The following is a 14,107-nucleotide window of genomic DNA, read 5'->3' as shown; positions in this document are numbered from 1 at the left end:
CTGGCGATAACGATTTGATCACCGACACGATCATTGAACCCGATATCAATCACGCGACCCTCGTCACCCGTAGCGGGCGGCGGGGGTTTTTTATCTGTCGATCCGACCACGGAGGGAACCATGGCTGACTGGATGGGCTGGCTGGTAGCGGCCGGCGTGCTCGTGATCCTGGAGCTGTTCACCGGGACGTTTTACCTGCTGATGATCGCCATCGGTCTCGCGGTCGGCGGCGTCGTCGCGCTCGCCGGCGCCGGCGGTCCCGGGCAGGCGATCGCCGCCGCCGTGGTCGGCGTGCTCGCGACGGGGCTGCTGCACCGCTCGCGCTTCGGCCATCCGGCGCGGGCGGATGCCCAGCGCGACCGCAACGTCAACCTGGACATCGGCCAGCGCGTGACCGTGCCCGCCTGGGACAACGGCCGCGCGCGCGTCATGTACCGCGGCGCGCTGTGGGACGTGGAGCTCGGGCAGGGTGTCGCGCCGCATGCGGGCGAATTCCGCATCGTCGAGGTGCACGGCAGCCGGCTCGTGGTGGGCAATCCATGACCAAGAAGCACGTCCTGACCCTGCTGGTGGCGTTGACCCTCGTGTTCGGCGTCGTCGACGCGCGCGAGATGGCGCTGGGCGTCCAGTCGAACGGCTGGGCCGTCCTGTCGACGGTGCTGTTCAGCTTCCTGAGTTTCTGCTGGTACCGGCTCGACAGCGACGCCCACCAATACCGCCGCACGGCCCTGCTGAACGTGGGCGTCGTGATGCTCGCGATCGTCGCCGTGCCTTATTACCTCGTGCGCAGCCGTCCGGCCGGGCAGAAGGGCCGCGCGCTGCTGCGCCTGGCCGGCTTCTGCCTCGTGCTCGTCGTCGCGGCGGGGCTGGGCAGCGTCGCCTACGAACTGCTCGCCTGACCCACCTTTTCAAGGAAGGAAACCCATGGAATTCACGTTCGGAACCGTCGCGCTGGTGATCTTCATCGTCGCCATCGTGTTCGTCATCAAGACCATCAACGTCGTCCCGCAGCAGCACGCATGGGTGGTGGAGCGGCTCGGCAAGTACCACGCTACCCTGGCGCCGGGCCTGAACATCGTCGTGCCCTTCGTCGACCGCATCGCCTATAAACACAGCCTGAAGGAGATCCCGCTCGACGTGCCGCCGCAGGTCTGCATCACGAAGGACAACACGCAGCTGCAAGTCGACGGCATCCTGTATTTCCAGGTGACGGACGCCATGCGCGCGTCGTACGGCGCGTCGAACTACATCCAGGCCATCACCCAGCTGGCGCAGACGACCTTGCGTTCCGTGATCGGCCGCATGGAACTGGACAAGACGTTCGAGGAGCGCGACCACATCAACACGACGATCGTCAACGCGATCGACGAATCGGCCGCCAACTGGGGCGTCAAGGTGCTGCGCTACGAGATCAAGGATCTCACGCCACCGGCCGAGATCCTGCACTCGATGCAGCGCCAGATCACGGCCGAGCGCGAGAAGCGTGCGTTGATCGCCGCGTCGGAGGGCCGGCGCCAGGAAGCCATCAACATCGCGAGCGGCGAGCGCGAAGCGGCCATCGCCCGCTCGGAAGGCGAGAAGCAGGCCGCCATCAACCGCGCGCAGGGCGAAGCCGCGGCCATCATCGCGCTGGCGGAGGCCAGCGCCAGCGCGCTGCGCCAGGTCGGCGAGGCGATCCGCTCGCCGGGCGGCATCGATGCCGTCAACCTGCGCGTGGCCGAAGAGTATGTGCACGCCTTCGGCAACCTGGCCAAGACGAACAACTCGATCATCGTTCCGGCCGACATGGGCGACATGAGCGGCCTGATCGCGTCGGCGCTGACGATCGTGAAGTCGCAGAAGGCGTGATGATGATCAACGGCAACTTCAGCCGCTTCCGCAAGCTGCCCCACGCCACGGGGGTGGGCATGGCCATCCACGTCGGCCTGGGTTAGAGGTCGACCGTCGCCGACACGGTGAACGTGCGCGGCGCGCCGAGCACCAGATAGCCGTAGCCCGGATAGCCGCCCGCCGACGCCCAGTAATGCCGCCCGAACGCATTGTCCACGCGCGCCCGCATGGTCACGTCGCGATCGAGCAAGCGTGTCGCATAGGTGGCGCCGAGGTCGAGGCGCGTCCACGACGGCAGCTTCTGCGTGTTGGCCGCATCCGCGTACTGGTGCGACGTGTAAACGGCGCGCGCGTTCAGCGACAGGCCGGCCACCTGCGGCACGTCCCAGCCGGCGCCGAGGTTCAGCTGCGTGCCGGGCACGCCGATCGCGTCCTTGCCCTCGTTGATTGCGCCCGCCGTGCGGCGCTGTTCGGCGTCCAGCAGCGTGAGGCCGCCGAGCACGCGCAGGCCGTGCATCGGCAGGCCGAACACGGACAGTTCCAGGCCCTGGTTGCGCTGTTCGCCGAATACGCCGAACACGCCGTTCTCGATATAGCCCAGCGGCTGCGCCGTCGAGAACAGCGCGGCGCTCATCCCCAGCTTGCCGCTGTCGTACTTCACGCCCACTTCCTTCTGGCGCGACGTGTATGGCGCGAAGATCTGGCCCTGGTTGACGACGTTGACGCCCGATGCGGTCGGGCCCTGCTGCAGCGCCTCGATGTAGTTCGCGTAGATCGACACGTTCTTCAAGGGCTTGTAGACGATGCCCGCGACCGGCGTGTTGGCGCTTTCGTCGTATGCGCTGTTCTGCGCGCCCGTGTTGTAGTCGTAGCCGTAGGCCTTGATGCGCTGGTGGCGCACGCCGGCCGTGACGCGCACGGTGTCGTCCAGGAAGGACAGCGTGTCCGCCACCGCATAGCTGGACAGGATGCTCTTGGCGGTCAGCAGCGGATTCGCGAGCGCGCCGCCGACGAAGGCATTGGCGGCCGGCGCCGCGACGTCGACAGGGCGGTACAGATTCGAGCGCCAGCCGGCGAAGTCGCCGAACGCATATGCATTGTCCGACTTCGATTCGAACGCGGACGCGGTGGCGCTGACCGTGTGCTTGACGGCGCCGGTCGCGAAGTCGCCGCGCACGCCGATCTCGCCCGTACGCACGTTGTCCTTGCGCTCGTTGTCGAAGCGCGTCATCACGGTGCCGCCGTCGTTGTCGGTCGTCGTCGGCGACGAGATCACGTTCGATTCGCGGCCTTCGCGCGCCCCCAGCGCCGCCCATGCGACGACATGCGGCGCCAGGTCGACTTCGCCGCGCAGCGTGCCGAACGTGTCGCGTTCGTTCGAGTGCGTCCACGGCTGGGCGAAGTTGCTGTCCGCATCCGGCGCGGCCGGGATCGCGAGGCCGGCACCCACGGTCACGCTGGGGCGGCCGTTGCGCAGTCGATGATCCTGGTAGCCGACGTCCGCCGACACGCGGTAGTTGTCGCCGCGGTAGTCCAGGCCGACGGAGAATACGGACAGTTCGCGCCGCTCGCGGTCGACGGCCGTGTCGCCGTCGCGGCGGACGGCGTTGACGCGGATGCCGGCCCGGTTGTTCGGGCCGAAGCGGCGCGCCACGTCGGCCGCGACGTAAGCCTGGCCGCCCGATTCGACGCCGACCGTCACTTCATTCAGCGGGGCGTTCGGCGCGCGCTTGGGCAGCAGGTTGATCATGCCGCCGATGCCGCCGCCGCCCGGCGCCGCGCCGTTGATGAAGCTGTTCGCGCCGCGCAGCACTTCCACGCGCTCCAGCAGTTCGCTGGCCACGAACTGGCGCGGCAATAAACCGTATAAACCGTTATACGCGAGGTCGTCCGAGTTCACCGCGAAGCCGCGGATCACGTACAGCTCCTGGTAGTTGCCGAAGCCGCGCGCCACGCGCACGGACGGGTCGTTCTGCACGACGTCCGCGACGCTGCGTGCCTGCTGGTCCTGGATCAGCGCGTGCGTGTAATTGGTGGCGTTGAACGGCGCGTCCATGATGTCCACGTTCCCCAGCAGGCCGAGGCGCCCGCCGCGCGCCACCTGGCCGCCGGCATAGGCGGACGGCAGGCCCTGCGCCGACGCGTCGGCGGACGCGGTGACGACGACCGTGGCGATGTTGTCGTCAGCCGTCTGGGCCGAGGCGGAGGCGGCGAGGAGGAGGGCGCCGAGGGCGATCGGCGTGAGGAGGGTGCGGGGGAACGGTACGCGCTTCATGGCAATATTGTTTGATTAATGAGAATAATTCTCATTATACGGAGCGTTCTTGCATTCGTAAATGAGAACTATTATTATCTAGGCTCAGCCGCAACATTCTCTCCCATGTCTCCCGTACACCTTCGCCGCTGGTCCTGGATCCACACCTGGAGCAGCCTCGTTTGCACCGTCTTCATGCTGCTGCTGTGCCTGACGGGCCTGCCGCTGATCTATCGCCACGAGATCGGCCACCTGCTCGGCAACGACATCGAAGCGCTGCGGCTGGCGGCCCCGCAGGCGCCGGCGAGCCTCGACCGCGTGATCGCGGCCGGCCAGGCGCGCTATCCCGACAAGGTCATGATGTACATGTCGCAGGAGCCGGATGAACCGTCGCTGTGGTTCCTGACGATGGGCGCCCACGCGAACGACCCGGACTTCAAGAGCATCGCCATCGATGCGCGCACCGCGCAATTCGCCGGCGAGCCGCCGATCGAGGGCGGCGGCGTGATGCAATTCCTCTTCCACCTGCACGTCGACCTGTTCGCGGGCGTGTGGGGCAAGCTGTTCCTCGGCTTCATGGGATTGTTGCTGCTGGTGGCCATCGTGTCCGGCGTCGTGCTGTACGCGCCGTTCATGCGCAAGCTGGAATTCGGGACCGTCCGCCAGGGCCGCACGGCGCGCCTGAAATGGCTCGACCTGCACAACCTGCTGGGCATCGTCACGCTCGCGTGGGCGCTCGTCGTGGGCGCGACGGGTGTCGTGAACACGCTGGCCGACGTGCTGCTGAAGGTATGGCAGGTGACGGAGATCGCCGGGATGACGAAGCCGTACGCGGGGCAGGCCGCGCCCGCGACGCTGGCGTCGATGGCAACCTCGGTGCGCCATGCGGAAGCGGTGGCGCCCGGCATGCGCGTCGGCTTCATCGCGTTCCCCGGCACGCCGTTCGCGACGCCGCACCACTACGGCGTGTACATGCATGGCGACGCGGCGCTGACGTCGCGCCTGTACCAGCCGGTGCTGGTCGACGCGCAGACGGCCGCCGTGACGGACCGCAGGGAGCTGCCGTGGTACCTCAAGACCTTGCTGCTGTCGCAGCCGCTGCACTTCGGCGACTACGGCGGCGCCGGCTTGAAATTCGTGTGGGCCTTGCTGGACGTGGCGACGATCATCGTGCTGGGCAGCGGCCTGTATCTGTGGCTGCGGCGCAGGCGCGCGGCGGCGCGGACCGCACGCGCGCAGGCGGACGTCGCGCCCGCGCTCGCACGTGAAGGAGAGGTGCGATGACGGCGTCGTTTCGCCGCCTGTGGGGCATGCCGCTGCTGCTGGGCGCGGCGACGGTGTTCGGCCTCGTCGCCGGGCTGCTGGAAGACGGCGTGTGGGACGTGATCGCCGCGGCCGCGCTGGCGCTGCCGGTGCTGGTCGGGGCCTGGTACGCGTTCCGCCCCGCGCGACCTGTCGATCCGGCGAGGTGACGGCCGCGCCGGCCCGTGCGACCATCGCCGTTCCGATTCGACGAGGAGGTGGCAGATGGCAGGTTCGATTCCACGGCTGGCGGCATGCATTGCGCTGATCACCGCAACGGCGGCGCATGCCGCCGAGTACGCGGCGCACACGCTGGCGCGGCCGGAAGGCGAGCGCCGCTACCTCGTGCTCGACCCGGGCGCGCCGGACGCGTCGGGCAAGCGTCCCGTTGTGATCCTGCTGCATGGCCACGGCGAAGCGGCGGCCGCGGTCCTCGGCCGCGCAAGCTTCGGCGGCTACACGCCGCGCGACTGGGCGAAGCTGGCCGAACGCGAGCACCTGCTCCTGATCGCACCGGAGGGCGTGAAAGGCAGCGACGGCAAGGTCGCATGGAACGACTGCCGCGGCGATGCCGCGACCAATGCCACGACCGACGACGTCGGCTTCATCGGCGCGCTGATCGACAAGGCCGTGACGGACTTCAAGGTCGATCCGCGCCGCGTCTACGTGTTCGGCTTTTCGAACGGCGGCGGCATGGCGTACCGGCTCGGCATCGAACTCGCGCCGCGCCTCGCGGCCATCGGCGTGCAGAGCGCCCTGATGCCGGCCAGGAGCCGCTGCGCGGCGCCGGCCCGGCCGGTCTCCGTGTTCATCCTGCACGGGACGGGCGATCCGATCGCGCCGTACGGCGGGGGCGAGGTCGGCAACTGGCTCACGCGCGGGCGCGGCTCGGGCCTCGGCGCGGAGGCGACGGTGGCGGCATGGCGGCAGGCGGACGGCCTGTCCGACGCGCCGGCCACCTTCCGCTTCCCGCATCTGCGCACCGACGACCCGACGACGGCCACGCGCATGGTGTGGGGTCCGGACCCTGCCGGCGTGCAGGTCGAGTTCCTGCGCGTCGACGGCGGCGGCCATATCAGCGCCTCGACGGAGGAGGAGCTGCCCTGGCTGTTGAAGAAAATCCTCGGCCCCATGAATCACGACGTCGACACCGCCGACGAGGCGTGGCGCTTCTTCCGCACGAAATCCAGGTGACGCGGCGCGCATGCATACGGGCGGCTTAATTCTCGGTTAAGGCAAGGCGCGTATAACATCGGCAGAGCGACAAGAACATTCCACGAGCGGGAGACCTGAATGAAGAACTGGGCGCGCAACAACAAGGGCTTTCTGGCGTTTCTCGTCCTGTTCGGCGTGTTCCGCACGGCGGTCGCGGACTGGAACCCGATCCCGTCCGCGTCGATGCATCCGAACCTGCTGGAAGGCGACGTGGTGCTCGTGAACCGCCTCGCGTTCGACCTCAAGGTGCCGCTGACGAACGTCGTGCTCGCGCACCTGGGCGAGCCGCAGCGCGGCGACATCGTCACGTTCCGCTCCCCGCGCGACAACACCCTCTTGATCAAGCGCGTCGTCGCGCTGCCGGGCGACGTCGTCGAGATGCGCAACGAACGTTTGTACATCAACGGGAAGGGTGCCGACTACCGCGTCGTCGAACACTCGCTCGACTCCGTCGGCGGCACCGCGATGCGCGCGCTGCAGCTGGCCGAGACGTGGGGCGACAAGGCCGCGCGCGGACCGCGCCACATCCAGATCATGCCGGACGTGCTGGCGCCGCGCACCTTCGGTCCCGTCACGGTGCCGCGGGGCGAATACCTGATGCTGGGCGATAACCGCGACAACAGCGCCGACTCGCGCGTGATCGGCCTCGTGCCGCGCAAGCTGCTCGTGGGCCGCGCCGAACGCGTGCTCGTCTCGGCCGACTACCAGGGCAACTGGATGCCGCGCACCGAGCGTTTCGGCATGTCGCTGTACCATCCCGACTGATCGCGTGCGCGCAGGCGGCACTGGCTGCGCCTGCGTGCCCTCGGTGTTCCGGCGCGCCGCCTCGTGAACGGCGGCGCGCTGCACGGTTGATGTAAATCCCGCTACAATTTCGTCCTTCGGACGCTCGCATCCTGCAGAGCCGATGTTTTATTCAAGGCATGCATATGCAAAGACTCCTCACCGTCATCCTCGCCTGCCTCGGCATGGTCGGCGCCCTCGCCATCGACACCTATCTGCCGTCGATTCCCGCCATCGGCCGGGCATTCGACGTCGGCCCCGTGGCCGTGCAGCAGACGCTGTCGGTCTTTCTCTTCATGTTCGCGTTCATGATGCTGTTCTACGGGACGCTGTCCGATTCGTTCGGCCGCCGTCCCGTGATCATGGTCGCGCTGACGGTCTACACGCTGGCTTCCGCGGGCGCCGCGCTCGCGCCCACCTTCGGCTGGCTGCTGCTGTTCCGCGCGCTGCAGGGCATGTCGGCGGGCGCCGGCTCCGTCATCGGCCAGGCCATCGTGCAGGACCGCTTCACGGGCGCCGAGGCCCAGCGCATCATGTCGCACATCATGATGGTGTTCGGCCTCGCGCCCGCGATCGCGCCGGTGCTGGGCGGCTGGCTGCACGTGACGTTCGGCTGGCGCGCGACCTTCGTGTTCCTCGCGCTGTTCGGCACCGTCATGCTGCTCGCGACCTGGAAGTTGCTGCCCGAGAGCCTGCCGCGCGAGAAGCGCCACGCGTTCCACGGCGTGGCGATCGCGCGCAACTACCTGAAGGTGCTGGGGCATCCGCAATTCGTGCTGCTGTCGCTGTCCGTGGGCCTCGCGTTCGGCGGGCTGTCGCTGTACATCGGCTCCGCCGCCAACTTCGTGATGGAGATCCTGCACCTGCCCGAGACGGCGTTCGCGTGGATGTTCATCCCGCTGATCAGCGGCATGGTGATCGGCTCCGCGTGGGGCGGCAAGCGCGCCGCGCGCATCCCGGCGCCGCGCATGCGCGCCATCGGCTTCGGCACGATGCTCCTCGCGTGCGTGCTGAACGTCGGCTACACGGCGGCCGCCGGCGGCACGGTGACGATCCCGTGGGCCGTGCTGCCGCTGATGGTCTACACGTTCGGTCTCGCCGTCGCGATGCCCGCGATCCAGGTGAGTGCGCTCGGACTGTTCCCCGACAACCGCGGCCTCGCGTCGTCGATGCTGGCGTTCATCCAGATGATGTCGTTCGCGCTCGTGTCCGGCCTCGTCGCGCCGCTGCTGTTCGACAGCGCCTTCAAGCTCGCGTGCGGCGTGGCGGTGGGGCTCGTGGCCAGCTTCTGCGCGTGCCAGCTGGGCAATGCGATGGCGCGGGAGCGCGTGGCGGCGGCCTGACCAACGTTACCAATCCGTAAGTGGCCAGGCGGGGATCATCACGGCAATAATCCCTCATTCGACTTGGTGGAATGAGGAAACGATGCAGCGAACGATATTGGCGGGTCTGGTTGCGGCGACGCTGTTGAGCGCCTGCGGGGGCGGAGGAAGTAGCGGCGGCGCCGCGGCGCAGGCGGCGGCAACGGTCACTTACCGTTTCGTGCCGCCGAAAGCGGGCGCCCATCTCGTCTATGCCGACCAGCTGGCCGACACCCTGGACAACACGTTGCACCGCACGGCGGACGACGACGTCACGGCGGTCAATCCCGATGGCACGTTCGCCGTGCACGAAGAAGATCCATCGCACAACCGCGTCGTGTCCGGCGCGGTCGACCAGACCCTGTACCCGACGGACTTCCAGTACGACGCGGCCGGACAGGTGGCCGCGATGACGATCGATAACGGCCCGGCCGTCACGCACTGCACGTACCAGGGCAACCAGGGAGCACCGGCAACGCTGGCCGTCGGCGCCGGCTGGGCCACGCAATACACCGAGACCTGCAACGGCGGCGCCGGTGTGACTTACACGCAGAGCGGCACGCTGTCCGGCATCGAGACGATCACGATCGCCGCGGGCACGTTCAGCGCCTACAAGTTCGTGTCGACGACGACCTGGACCGTCAACGGCATCACGCGGACGGAAAGCGCCACGCGTTGGCGCGATGCGTCCGGCGGCGACACGCGCACCCTCAAGATGGTGCGGGCAATCGCCTACAGCGGCGGTACGCCGGCCGCGGGCTCGCTGGTGACGGGATCGCGGGAATTGCAGAGTTATCGGTAAAGCCCTGCGCGGGCGCGGAACGGATCAGCATCGGTGCTGTCCAACGGTTGTCATGCACCGGCATGGTCGCCGAAAGGAGCATCCAATGCGTGTCTGCGCACGCCAAGCGCTTGCGTCCGGGGTCTTTGGACTCGGCATCCCGACCGCGATCTGTTGCTTCTTGGCGGGCTGTGCTGGATCGGCGGTCGCGCCGGACGCGCAACCCGGGCACTGCCGGCGTGCCAGCGAACAGGAGATCATCGCGCTGTTCGACCGCTGGAACGCATCGCTCAAGACGGGCGATCCGCACCAGGTCGTTGCCAATTACGCTGCACGTTCGATCCTGTTGCCGACCGTGTCGAACGTGCCGCGCCTGACGCCGGCCGACAAGGAAGACTACTTCAGGCACTTCCTGGAGAGCCGGCCGTCCGGCGTCATCGACCTGCGCTTCGTCGACATCGCCTGCGACACGGCGGTGGACGCCGGCCTGTACACGTTCACGTTCGGCGCGACGGGGCAGGTGGTCCATGCCCGCTACACGTTCACGTATCGGTGGGAAGGCGGGAAATGGCTGATCACGAGCCACCATTCGTCGGCCATGCCGGAGGCAACGCCGCACTAAACAGCGCCTGGCAAACCCTCGTACCTGCTCCGATATCGACGACATGGTGGCCTTTCAAGGCCGGGATCGCGGGCCAGGACGCCGTCGGGAACGCGGATTACCGGCGCCTGTCTAATTCGGGTCAATCACAGGAGGACGTCATGATGCTCGAAAAACGGGGTGTGTTCGTCTTGTCGCTCGCAATGATGGGTATTGCAAACGCGCAGACAGAATCAGGTACGCAGTCCGAGCCGGCTCAGTCCGAGCCGGCCCAGTCTGGATCATCGAATTCCGATTCAGCCCAGTCTGGATCCAGCGACTCCGGATCGACCCAGTCCGGATCGAAAATCGACATTTTTCCAAAGGATGAAAGAACCTACTCTCAGCAGGAACAGGACCGGAACCAAAGAGAAGCGCAAAAAGGGTATGAGGCGCAGAAGCGTGAGGAGCAGAACGAAATCATGCGGGACAAGTCACACGACCGCCGCTTGAAGACCGACGACGATACATCGATCGGGGTAGACGCGACGCCAGAGCCGAACGTCAATATCAGGCGGAACTACTAATGCACGCACGCGTGGGCCGGGCGACGGCGCCACGCGGCGCCAGCCTCAGCGGCGATGCTGCTTCATCGCCTTCTCGACCTCGCGCTTGGCGTCGCGGTCTTTCTCCGTGTCGCGCTTGTCGTGCTGTTTCTTGCCCTTGGCGAGGCCGACTTCGCATTTCACACGGCCGCCCTTGAAGTGCAGGTTGAGCGGGACGAGGGTGTAGCCGGACCGCTCGACCTTGCCGACCAGCTTGTCGATCTCGGCCTTGTGCAGCAACAGCTTGCGCGTGCGCAGGGCTTCCGGATGGCTCCAGGCGGAGGCGGTCGTGAGGGCGCTGATGTGCGCGCCGAACAGGTACAGTTCGCCGTTGCGCACGACGACGTACGCTTCCTTGATCTGCACGCGGCCGTCGCGGATCGCCTTCACTTCCCACCCTTCCAGTACGAGGCCGGCCTCGTAGCGGTCCTCGATGAAGTAGTCGAAAAAGGCTTTTTTATTGTCAATAATACTCATGAAATCGCTAATTTCCGCGCGTCGGTTAAACTACCGTCGTCGCGCTTCTGAAATGTCGAGCGCGACGCAACGTAACCAACATCATAACAAACGGTTGACCAATGGCAGTAGTGCACAAATCAGTTTTCCTCGGGTACAGCGCGGAACAGATGTTCGATCTGGTCGCAAAAGTCGAGGACTATCCGAAATTCCTTCCCTGGTGTAGCGGCGTCAAAGTGCTCGAACACAGCGACGAGAAGCTGGTGGCCTGCCTGCAAATCAACTTCCACGGGGTCAAGCAGAGCTTCACCACATCGAATCACAACCAGCGTCCGGGCCAGATGAAGATGCATCTCGTCGACGGCCCTTTCAAGATGCTGGAGGCCACGTGGAGCTTCAAGCCCCTGCGCGCCGACGCCTGCAAGATCGACTTCGACATGCAGTACGAGTTCTCGAGCATTATCCTCGAGCAGCTCGTCGGACCCGTGTTCGGCATGATCGCCAACACGATGGTCGATTCGTTCTGCAAGCGTGCCGAGGTGATCTATGGCTGAGCAGGCGGAATTGCAAGTCTACGTCATGTACGCGCTGCCGCAGAACGAGTTCATCCGGCCGCTGCGTGTCGCACCCGGCACGACGGTCGGGCAGGCGATCGAGCAGAGCGGCGTGCTGGCGGCGTTCCCGGACATCAATCTCGTGACTCAGCCGGTGGGCATCTACGGCAAGAAGAAGACGCTGGAGACCGCGCTGCGCGACCGTGACCGCGTGGAAATCTATCGCCCGCTCGTGGCCGACCCGAAGGATTCGCGGCGCAAGCGCGCGGCCAAGAAGCAGGCGGCTGCCTGACGCGTCAACGGCATCCGGCCAGCACGCGCCGGACCTGCACCAGCCGGCGCGCCTTTTCTTCGTCCGTCACGAAGACGCGCTCCCCTTTGTCATCCATGTCCGCGATGCGCACGCCCGACGTCAGCACGACCTCGCTGCGGCGGGCCGCGGCGCATTGCGCGTCGTTGTCGGCCTTGCGCTGCGCGTCCTGCTCGACCTTGCGCTCGTCCGCTTCGCGCTCGGCCGCGCGCTTGCGGAAGTCGGCGTCGCGGTCGGCCAGGGTGGGGGCCGTGGGCCTGGTGGCCTCGGCTGGCGTGGCCTCGGTCGACGCCGCGCCGCGCGGCGTTTTCAGGATGCGCGCCGGCGGCGTGCCGGGCGGCGGCGGGCGGTCCGAAAACACGCGGGTGCCGTGGTCGTCGATCCAGGAGTACTGGGCGAGGGCGGGCGCGGACACGGCGACGGCCGCCAGCAGCAGGAGAGAGTAACGGTTCATGGTCCGATTTCGCCATGCCGGACGGCCACTGTCAATCGCCGGTCATGGGTGATTTCAGTCGTTTTTTGCCAAGCTTGCGACGTTTTCCTGGAGTTTCTGTATAATTCGCTTTTGCGCCTATAGGAAATAAACTATGCGTCTCCTCCAGAAAGCACTCACGTTCGATGACGTGCTGCTCGTCCCGGCCTACTCCAACGTCCTCCCGGCCAACACGTCACTGCGCACCAAGCTGACCCGGAATATCTCGCTGAACATTCCGCTGCTGTCCGCCGCCATGGACACCGTGACTGAAGCCCGCCTCGCGATCGCGATGGCCCAGGAAGGTGGTATCGGCATCATCCACAAGAACCTGCGACCGGCCGACCAGGCGCGCGAAGTGGCGCGTGTGAAGCGTTTCGAAGCCGGCGTGCTGCGCGACCCGATCACGATTCCGCCGACGATGAAGATCCGCGAAGTCCTGGCCCTGGCCCAGCAGCATGGCATCAGCGGGTTCCCGGTGGTGGAGGGCAAGCAGGTGGTCGGCATCATCACCAACCGTGACCTGCGTTTCGAAGAGGACCTGGACGCCGAGGCGCGCGCCAAGATGACCCCGCGCGACAAGCTCGTGTACGTCAAGGAAGACGCCGGCACGGACGAGGCCAAGCGCCTGATGAACAAGTTCCGCCTGGAACGCGTGCTGGTCGTCAACGACGAGTTCGAACTGCGCGGCCTCATCACCGTCAAGGACATCCTGAAGTCGCACGAGCACCCGAACGCGTCGAAGGATGCGCAGGGCAAGCTGATCGTCGGCGCGGCCGTCGGCGTGGGCGACAAGGACAAGGAACGCGTGGACCTGCTGGTGAAAGCCGGCGTCGACGTGCTGGTGGTCGACACGGCGCACGGCCACTCGCAAGGCATCCTCGACCGCGTGAAATGGATCAAGACGACGTACCCGCACGTGGACGTCATCGGCGGCAACATCGCGACGGCCGCCGCCGCACGCGCGCTGGTGGAAGCGGGCGCCGATGCAGTGAAAGTCGGCATCGGCCCGGGCTCCATCTGCACGACGCGTATCGTGGCCGGCGTGGGCGTGCCGCAGATCACCGCGATCTCGAATGTGGCCGAAGCGCTGGCCGGCACGGGCGTGCCGTGCATCGCCGACGGCGGCATCCGCTACTCGGGCGACATCTCGAAGGCGCTGGCCGCCGGCGCGCACACCGTCATGATGGGTTCGATGTTCGCCGGCACGGAAGAAGCGCCGGGCGAAGTGATCCTGTACCAGGGCCGCAGCTACAAGGGCTACCGCGGCATGGGTTCGCTGGGCGCGATGGCCGAAGGTTCCGCCGACCGCTACTTCCAGGAAGCGTCGAGCAAGGCCGACAAGTTCGTGCCGGAAGGCATCGAAGGCCGCGTCGCTTACAAGGGCAGCGTGCTGGCGATCATCTACCAGCTGGTCGGCGGCGTGCGCCAGTCGATGGGCTACTGCGGTTGCGCGACGATCGAAGAACTGCGCGAGAAGGCGGAGTTCGTCGAGATCACGTCGGCCGGCATGCGTGAATCGCACGTGCACGACGTGCAGATCACCAAAGAAGCGCCGAACTACCGTACCGAATAAGTTCCTTCAACGCGGCCTGCGGGCCGCG

At 66.7% G+C, this 14,107-nt stretch carries 17 protein-coding genes; 14 read left to right on the top strand and 3 right to left on the bottom strand.

Going from position 1 to position 14,107, the window contains the following annotated elements; translation table 11 throughout:
• Window positions 1–120 precede the first annotated feature (120 nt).
• From ASD28_RS25315 to ASD28_RS25305, 3 genes are read left to right on the top strand one after another with little or no spacing between them, the layout of a single operon-like run.
• Window positions 121–543 carry an NfeD family protein gene (locus ASD28_RS25315; RefSeq protein WP_056135214.1) on the top strand — a complete coding sequence of 141 codons (423 nt, stop codon included), beginning with the start codon at window positions 121–123 and terminating at the stop codon, window positions 541–543.
• Window positions 540–899, top strand: coding sequence for a hypothetical protein (locus tag ASD28_RS25310; protein WP_056135212.1), 360 nt, complete (start codon window positions 540–542; stop codon window positions 897–899). The genes ASD28_RS25315 and ASD28_RS25310 overlap by 4 nt, the downstream gene beginning before the upstream one ends.
• A 25-nt stretch (window positions 900–924) precedes the next feature.
• Window positions 925–1,848: an SPFH domain-containing protein gene (locus ASD28_RS25305; RefSeq protein ID WP_056135209.1), complete on the top strand. Its 924-nt coding sequence runs from the start codon at window positions 925–927 to the stop codon at window positions 1,846–1,848.
• 82 nt (window positions 1,849–1,930) lie between these two features.
• On the opposite strand, the gene ASD28_RS25300 is transcribed toward ASD28_RS25305, so the two are convergent.
• The gene (locus ASD28_RS25300; RefSeq protein WP_056135206.1) at window positions 1,931–4,105 is read right to left on the bottom strand and encodes a TonB-dependent siderophore receptor; all 2,175 of its coding nucleotides are present in this window, start codon (window positions 4,103–4,105) and stop codon (window positions 1,931–1,933) included.
• Window positions 4,106–4,210: 105 nt separating this feature from the next.
• On the opposite strand from ASD28_RS25300, the gene ASD28_RS25295 reads away from it, so the two are divergent.
• From ASD28_RS25295 to ASD28_RS25260, 8 genes are all read left to right on the top strand, one after another.
• A complete protein-coding gene (locus ASD28_RS25295; RefSeq protein ID WP_056135204.1) occupies window positions 4,211–5,368 on the top strand; it encodes a PepSY domain-containing protein in 1,158 nt (385 codons plus the stop codon).
• Window positions 5,365–5,556 carry a hypothetical protein gene (locus ASD28_RS25290; protein WP_056135200.1) on the top strand — a complete coding sequence of 64 codons (192 nt, stop codon included), beginning with the start codon at window positions 5,365–5,367 and terminating at the stop codon, window positions 5,554–5,556. The genes ASD28_RS25295 and ASD28_RS25290 overlap by 4 nt, the downstream gene beginning before the upstream one ends.
• Before the next feature lie 55 nt (window positions 5,557–5,611).
• Window positions 5,612–6,580, top strand: coding sequence for a PHB depolymerase family esterase (locus tag ASD28_RS25285; protein WP_082577388.1), 969 nt, complete (start codon window positions 5,612–5,614; stop codon window positions 6,578–6,580).
• A gap of 99 nt (window positions 6,581–6,679) precedes the next feature.
• Window positions 6,680–7,366 carry a signal peptidase I gene (gene lepB, locus ASD28_RS25280; protein WP_056135197.1) on the top strand — a complete coding sequence of 229 codons (687 nt, stop codon included), beginning with the start codon at window positions 6,680–6,682 and terminating at the stop codon, window positions 7,364–7,366.
• Between the two features lie 164 nt (window positions 7,367–7,530).
• Window positions 7,531–8,727 carry a multidrug effflux MFS transporter gene (locus ASD28_RS25275; RefSeq protein ID WP_056135195.1) on the top strand — a complete coding sequence of 399 codons (1,197 nt, stop codon included), beginning with the start codon at window positions 7,531–7,533 and terminating at the stop codon, window positions 8,725–8,727.
• Between the two features lie 82 nt (window positions 8,728–8,809).
• Window positions 8,810–9,547: a hypothetical protein gene (locus ASD28_RS25270; protein ID WP_156403845.1), complete on the top strand. Its 738-nt coding sequence runs from the start codon at window positions 8,810–8,812 to the stop codon at window positions 9,545–9,547.
• An 85-nt stretch (window positions 9,548–9,632) separates the two neighbouring features.
• The gene (locus ASD28_RS25265; protein WP_082577387.1) at window positions 9,633–10,148 is read left to right on the top strand and encodes an SgcJ/EcaC family oxidoreductase; all 516 of its coding nucleotides are present in this window, start codon (window positions 9,633–9,635) and stop codon (window positions 10,146–10,148) included.
• Window positions 10,149–10,288: 140 nt separating this feature from the next.
• Window positions 10,289–10,693, top strand: a complete 405-nt coding sequence (locus tag ASD28_RS25260) for a hypothetical protein (RefSeq protein ID WP_056135190.1) — start codon at window positions 10,289–10,291, stop codon at window positions 10,691–10,693.
• Window positions 10,694–10,738: 45 nt separating this feature from the next.
• Here ASD28_RS25260 and smpB read toward each other — a convergent pair whose 3' ends face one another.
• Window positions 10,739–11,188, bottom strand: a complete 450-nt coding sequence (smpB, locus tag ASD28_RS25255) for an SsrA-binding protein SmpB (RefSeq protein ID WP_036228601.1) — start codon at window positions 11,186–11,188, stop codon at window positions 10,739–10,741.
• 101 nt (window positions 11,189–11,289) lie between these two features.
• On the opposite strand from smpB, the gene ASD28_RS25250 reads away from it, so the two are divergent.
• Entirely contained in the window at window positions 11,290–11,721 is a 432-nt protein-coding gene (locus ASD28_RS25250) for a type II toxin-antitoxin system RatA family toxin (protein ID WP_056135187.1), read from the top strand.
• Window positions 11,714–12,013, top strand: a complete 300-nt coding sequence (locus ASD28_RS25245; RefSeq protein ID WP_056135185.1) for an RnfH family protein — start codon at window positions 11,714–11,716, stop codon at window positions 12,011–12,013. Before ASD28_RS25250 ends, ASD28_RS25245 begins: the two co-directional genes overlap by 8 nt.
• A gap of 4 nt (window positions 12,014–12,017) precedes the next feature.
• Here the strand turns inward: ASD28_RS25245 and ASD28_RS25240 are convergent, their stop codons facing one another.
• Window positions 12,018–12,485 carry a DUF4124 domain-containing protein gene (locus ASD28_RS25240; protein WP_056135182.1) on the bottom strand — a complete coding sequence of 156 codons (468 nt, stop codon included), beginning with the start codon at window positions 12,483–12,485 and terminating at the stop codon, window positions 12,018–12,020.
• A gap of 133 nt (window positions 12,486–12,618) precedes the next feature.
• Here ASD28_RS25240 and guaB point away from each other — a divergent pair, with 133 nt between their 5' ends.
• Window positions 12,619–14,079 carry an IMP dehydrogenase gene (gene guaB / locus ASD28_RS25235; RefSeq protein WP_056135180.1) on the top strand — a complete coding sequence of 487 codons (1,461 nt, stop codon included), beginning with the start codon at window positions 12,619–12,621 and terminating at the stop codon, window positions 14,077–14,079.
• Window positions 14,080–14,107: the final 28 nt, after the last annotated feature.

The organism is Massilia sp. Root133, assembly GCF_001426525.1.
Lineage (GTDB): Bacteria > Pseudomonadota > Gammaproteobacteria > Burkholderiales > Burkholderiaceae_D > Telluria > Telluria orientalis.
This window is presented reverse-complemented; position numbering and strand designations above follow the sequence as displayed.

Excerpts from the sequence above, each read along its gene's own strand:
- ASD28_RS25315 (WP_056135214.1), top strand. The coding sequence starts at position 121 with ATGGCTGACTGGATGGGCTGGCTGGTAGCGGCCGGCGTGCTCGTGATC.
- ASD28_RS25310 (WP_056135212.1), top strand. The coding sequence starts at position 540 with ATGACCAAGAAGCACGTCCTGACCCTGCTGGTGGCGTTGACCCTCGTG.
- ASD28_RS25305 (WP_056135209.1), top strand. The coding sequence starts at position 925 with ATGGAATTCACGTTCGGAACCGTCGCGCTGGTGATCTTCATCGTCGCC.
- ASD28_RS25300 (WP_056135206.1), bottom strand. The coding sequence starts at position 4,105 with ATGAAGCGCGTACCGTTCCCCCGCACCCTCCTCACGCCGATCGCCCTC.
- ASD28_RS25295 (WP_056135204.1), top strand. The coding sequence starts at position 4,211 with ATGTCTCCCGTACACCTTCGCCGCTGGTCCTGGATCCACACCTGGAGC.
- ASD28_RS25290 (WP_056135200.1), top strand. The coding sequence starts at position 5,365 with ATGACGGCGTCGTTTCGCCGCCTGTGGGGCATGCCGCTGCTGCTGGGC.
- ASD28_RS25285 (WP_082577388.1), top strand. The coding sequence starts at position 5,612 with ATGGCAGGTTCGATTCCACGGCTGGCGGCATGCATTGCGCTGATCACC.
- lepB (WP_056135197.1), top strand. The coding sequence starts at position 6,680 with ATGAAGAACTGGGCGCGCAACAACAAGGGCTTTCTGGCGTTTCTCGTC.
- ASD28_RS25275 (WP_056135195.1), top strand. The coding sequence starts at position 7,531 with ATGCAAAGACTCCTCACCGTCATCCTCGCCTGCCTCGGCATGGTCGGC.
- ASD28_RS25270 (WP_156403845.1), top strand. The coding sequence starts at position 8,810 with ATGCAGCGAACGATATTGGCGGGTCTGGTTGCGGCGACGCTGTTGAGC.
- ASD28_RS25265 (WP_082577387.1), top strand. The coding sequence starts at position 9,633 with ATGCGTGTCTGCGCACGCCAAGCGCTTGCGTCCGGGGTCTTTGGACTC.
- ASD28_RS25260 (WP_056135190.1), top strand. The coding sequence starts at position 10,289 with ATGATGCTCGAAAAACGGGGTGTGTTCGTCTTGTCGCTCGCAATGATG.
- smpB (WP_036228601.1), bottom strand. The coding sequence starts at position 11,188 with ATGAGTATTATTGACAATAAAAAAGCCTTTTTCGACTACTTCATCGAG.
- ASD28_RS25250 (WP_056135187.1), top strand. The coding sequence starts at position 11,290 with ATGGCAGTAGTGCACAAATCAGTTTTCCTCGGGTACAGCGCGGAACAG.
- ASD28_RS25245 (WP_056135185.1), top strand. The coding sequence starts at position 11,714 with ATGGCTGAGCAGGCGGAATTGCAAGTCTACGTCATGTACGCGCTGCCG.
- ASD28_RS25240 (WP_056135182.1), bottom strand. The coding sequence starts at position 12,485 with ATGAACCGTTACTCTCTCCTGCTGCTGGCGGCCGTCGCCGTGTCCGCG.
- guaB (WP_056135180.1), top strand. The coding sequence starts at position 12,619 with ATGCGTCTCCTCCAGAAAGCACTCACGTTCGATGACGTGCTGCTCGTC.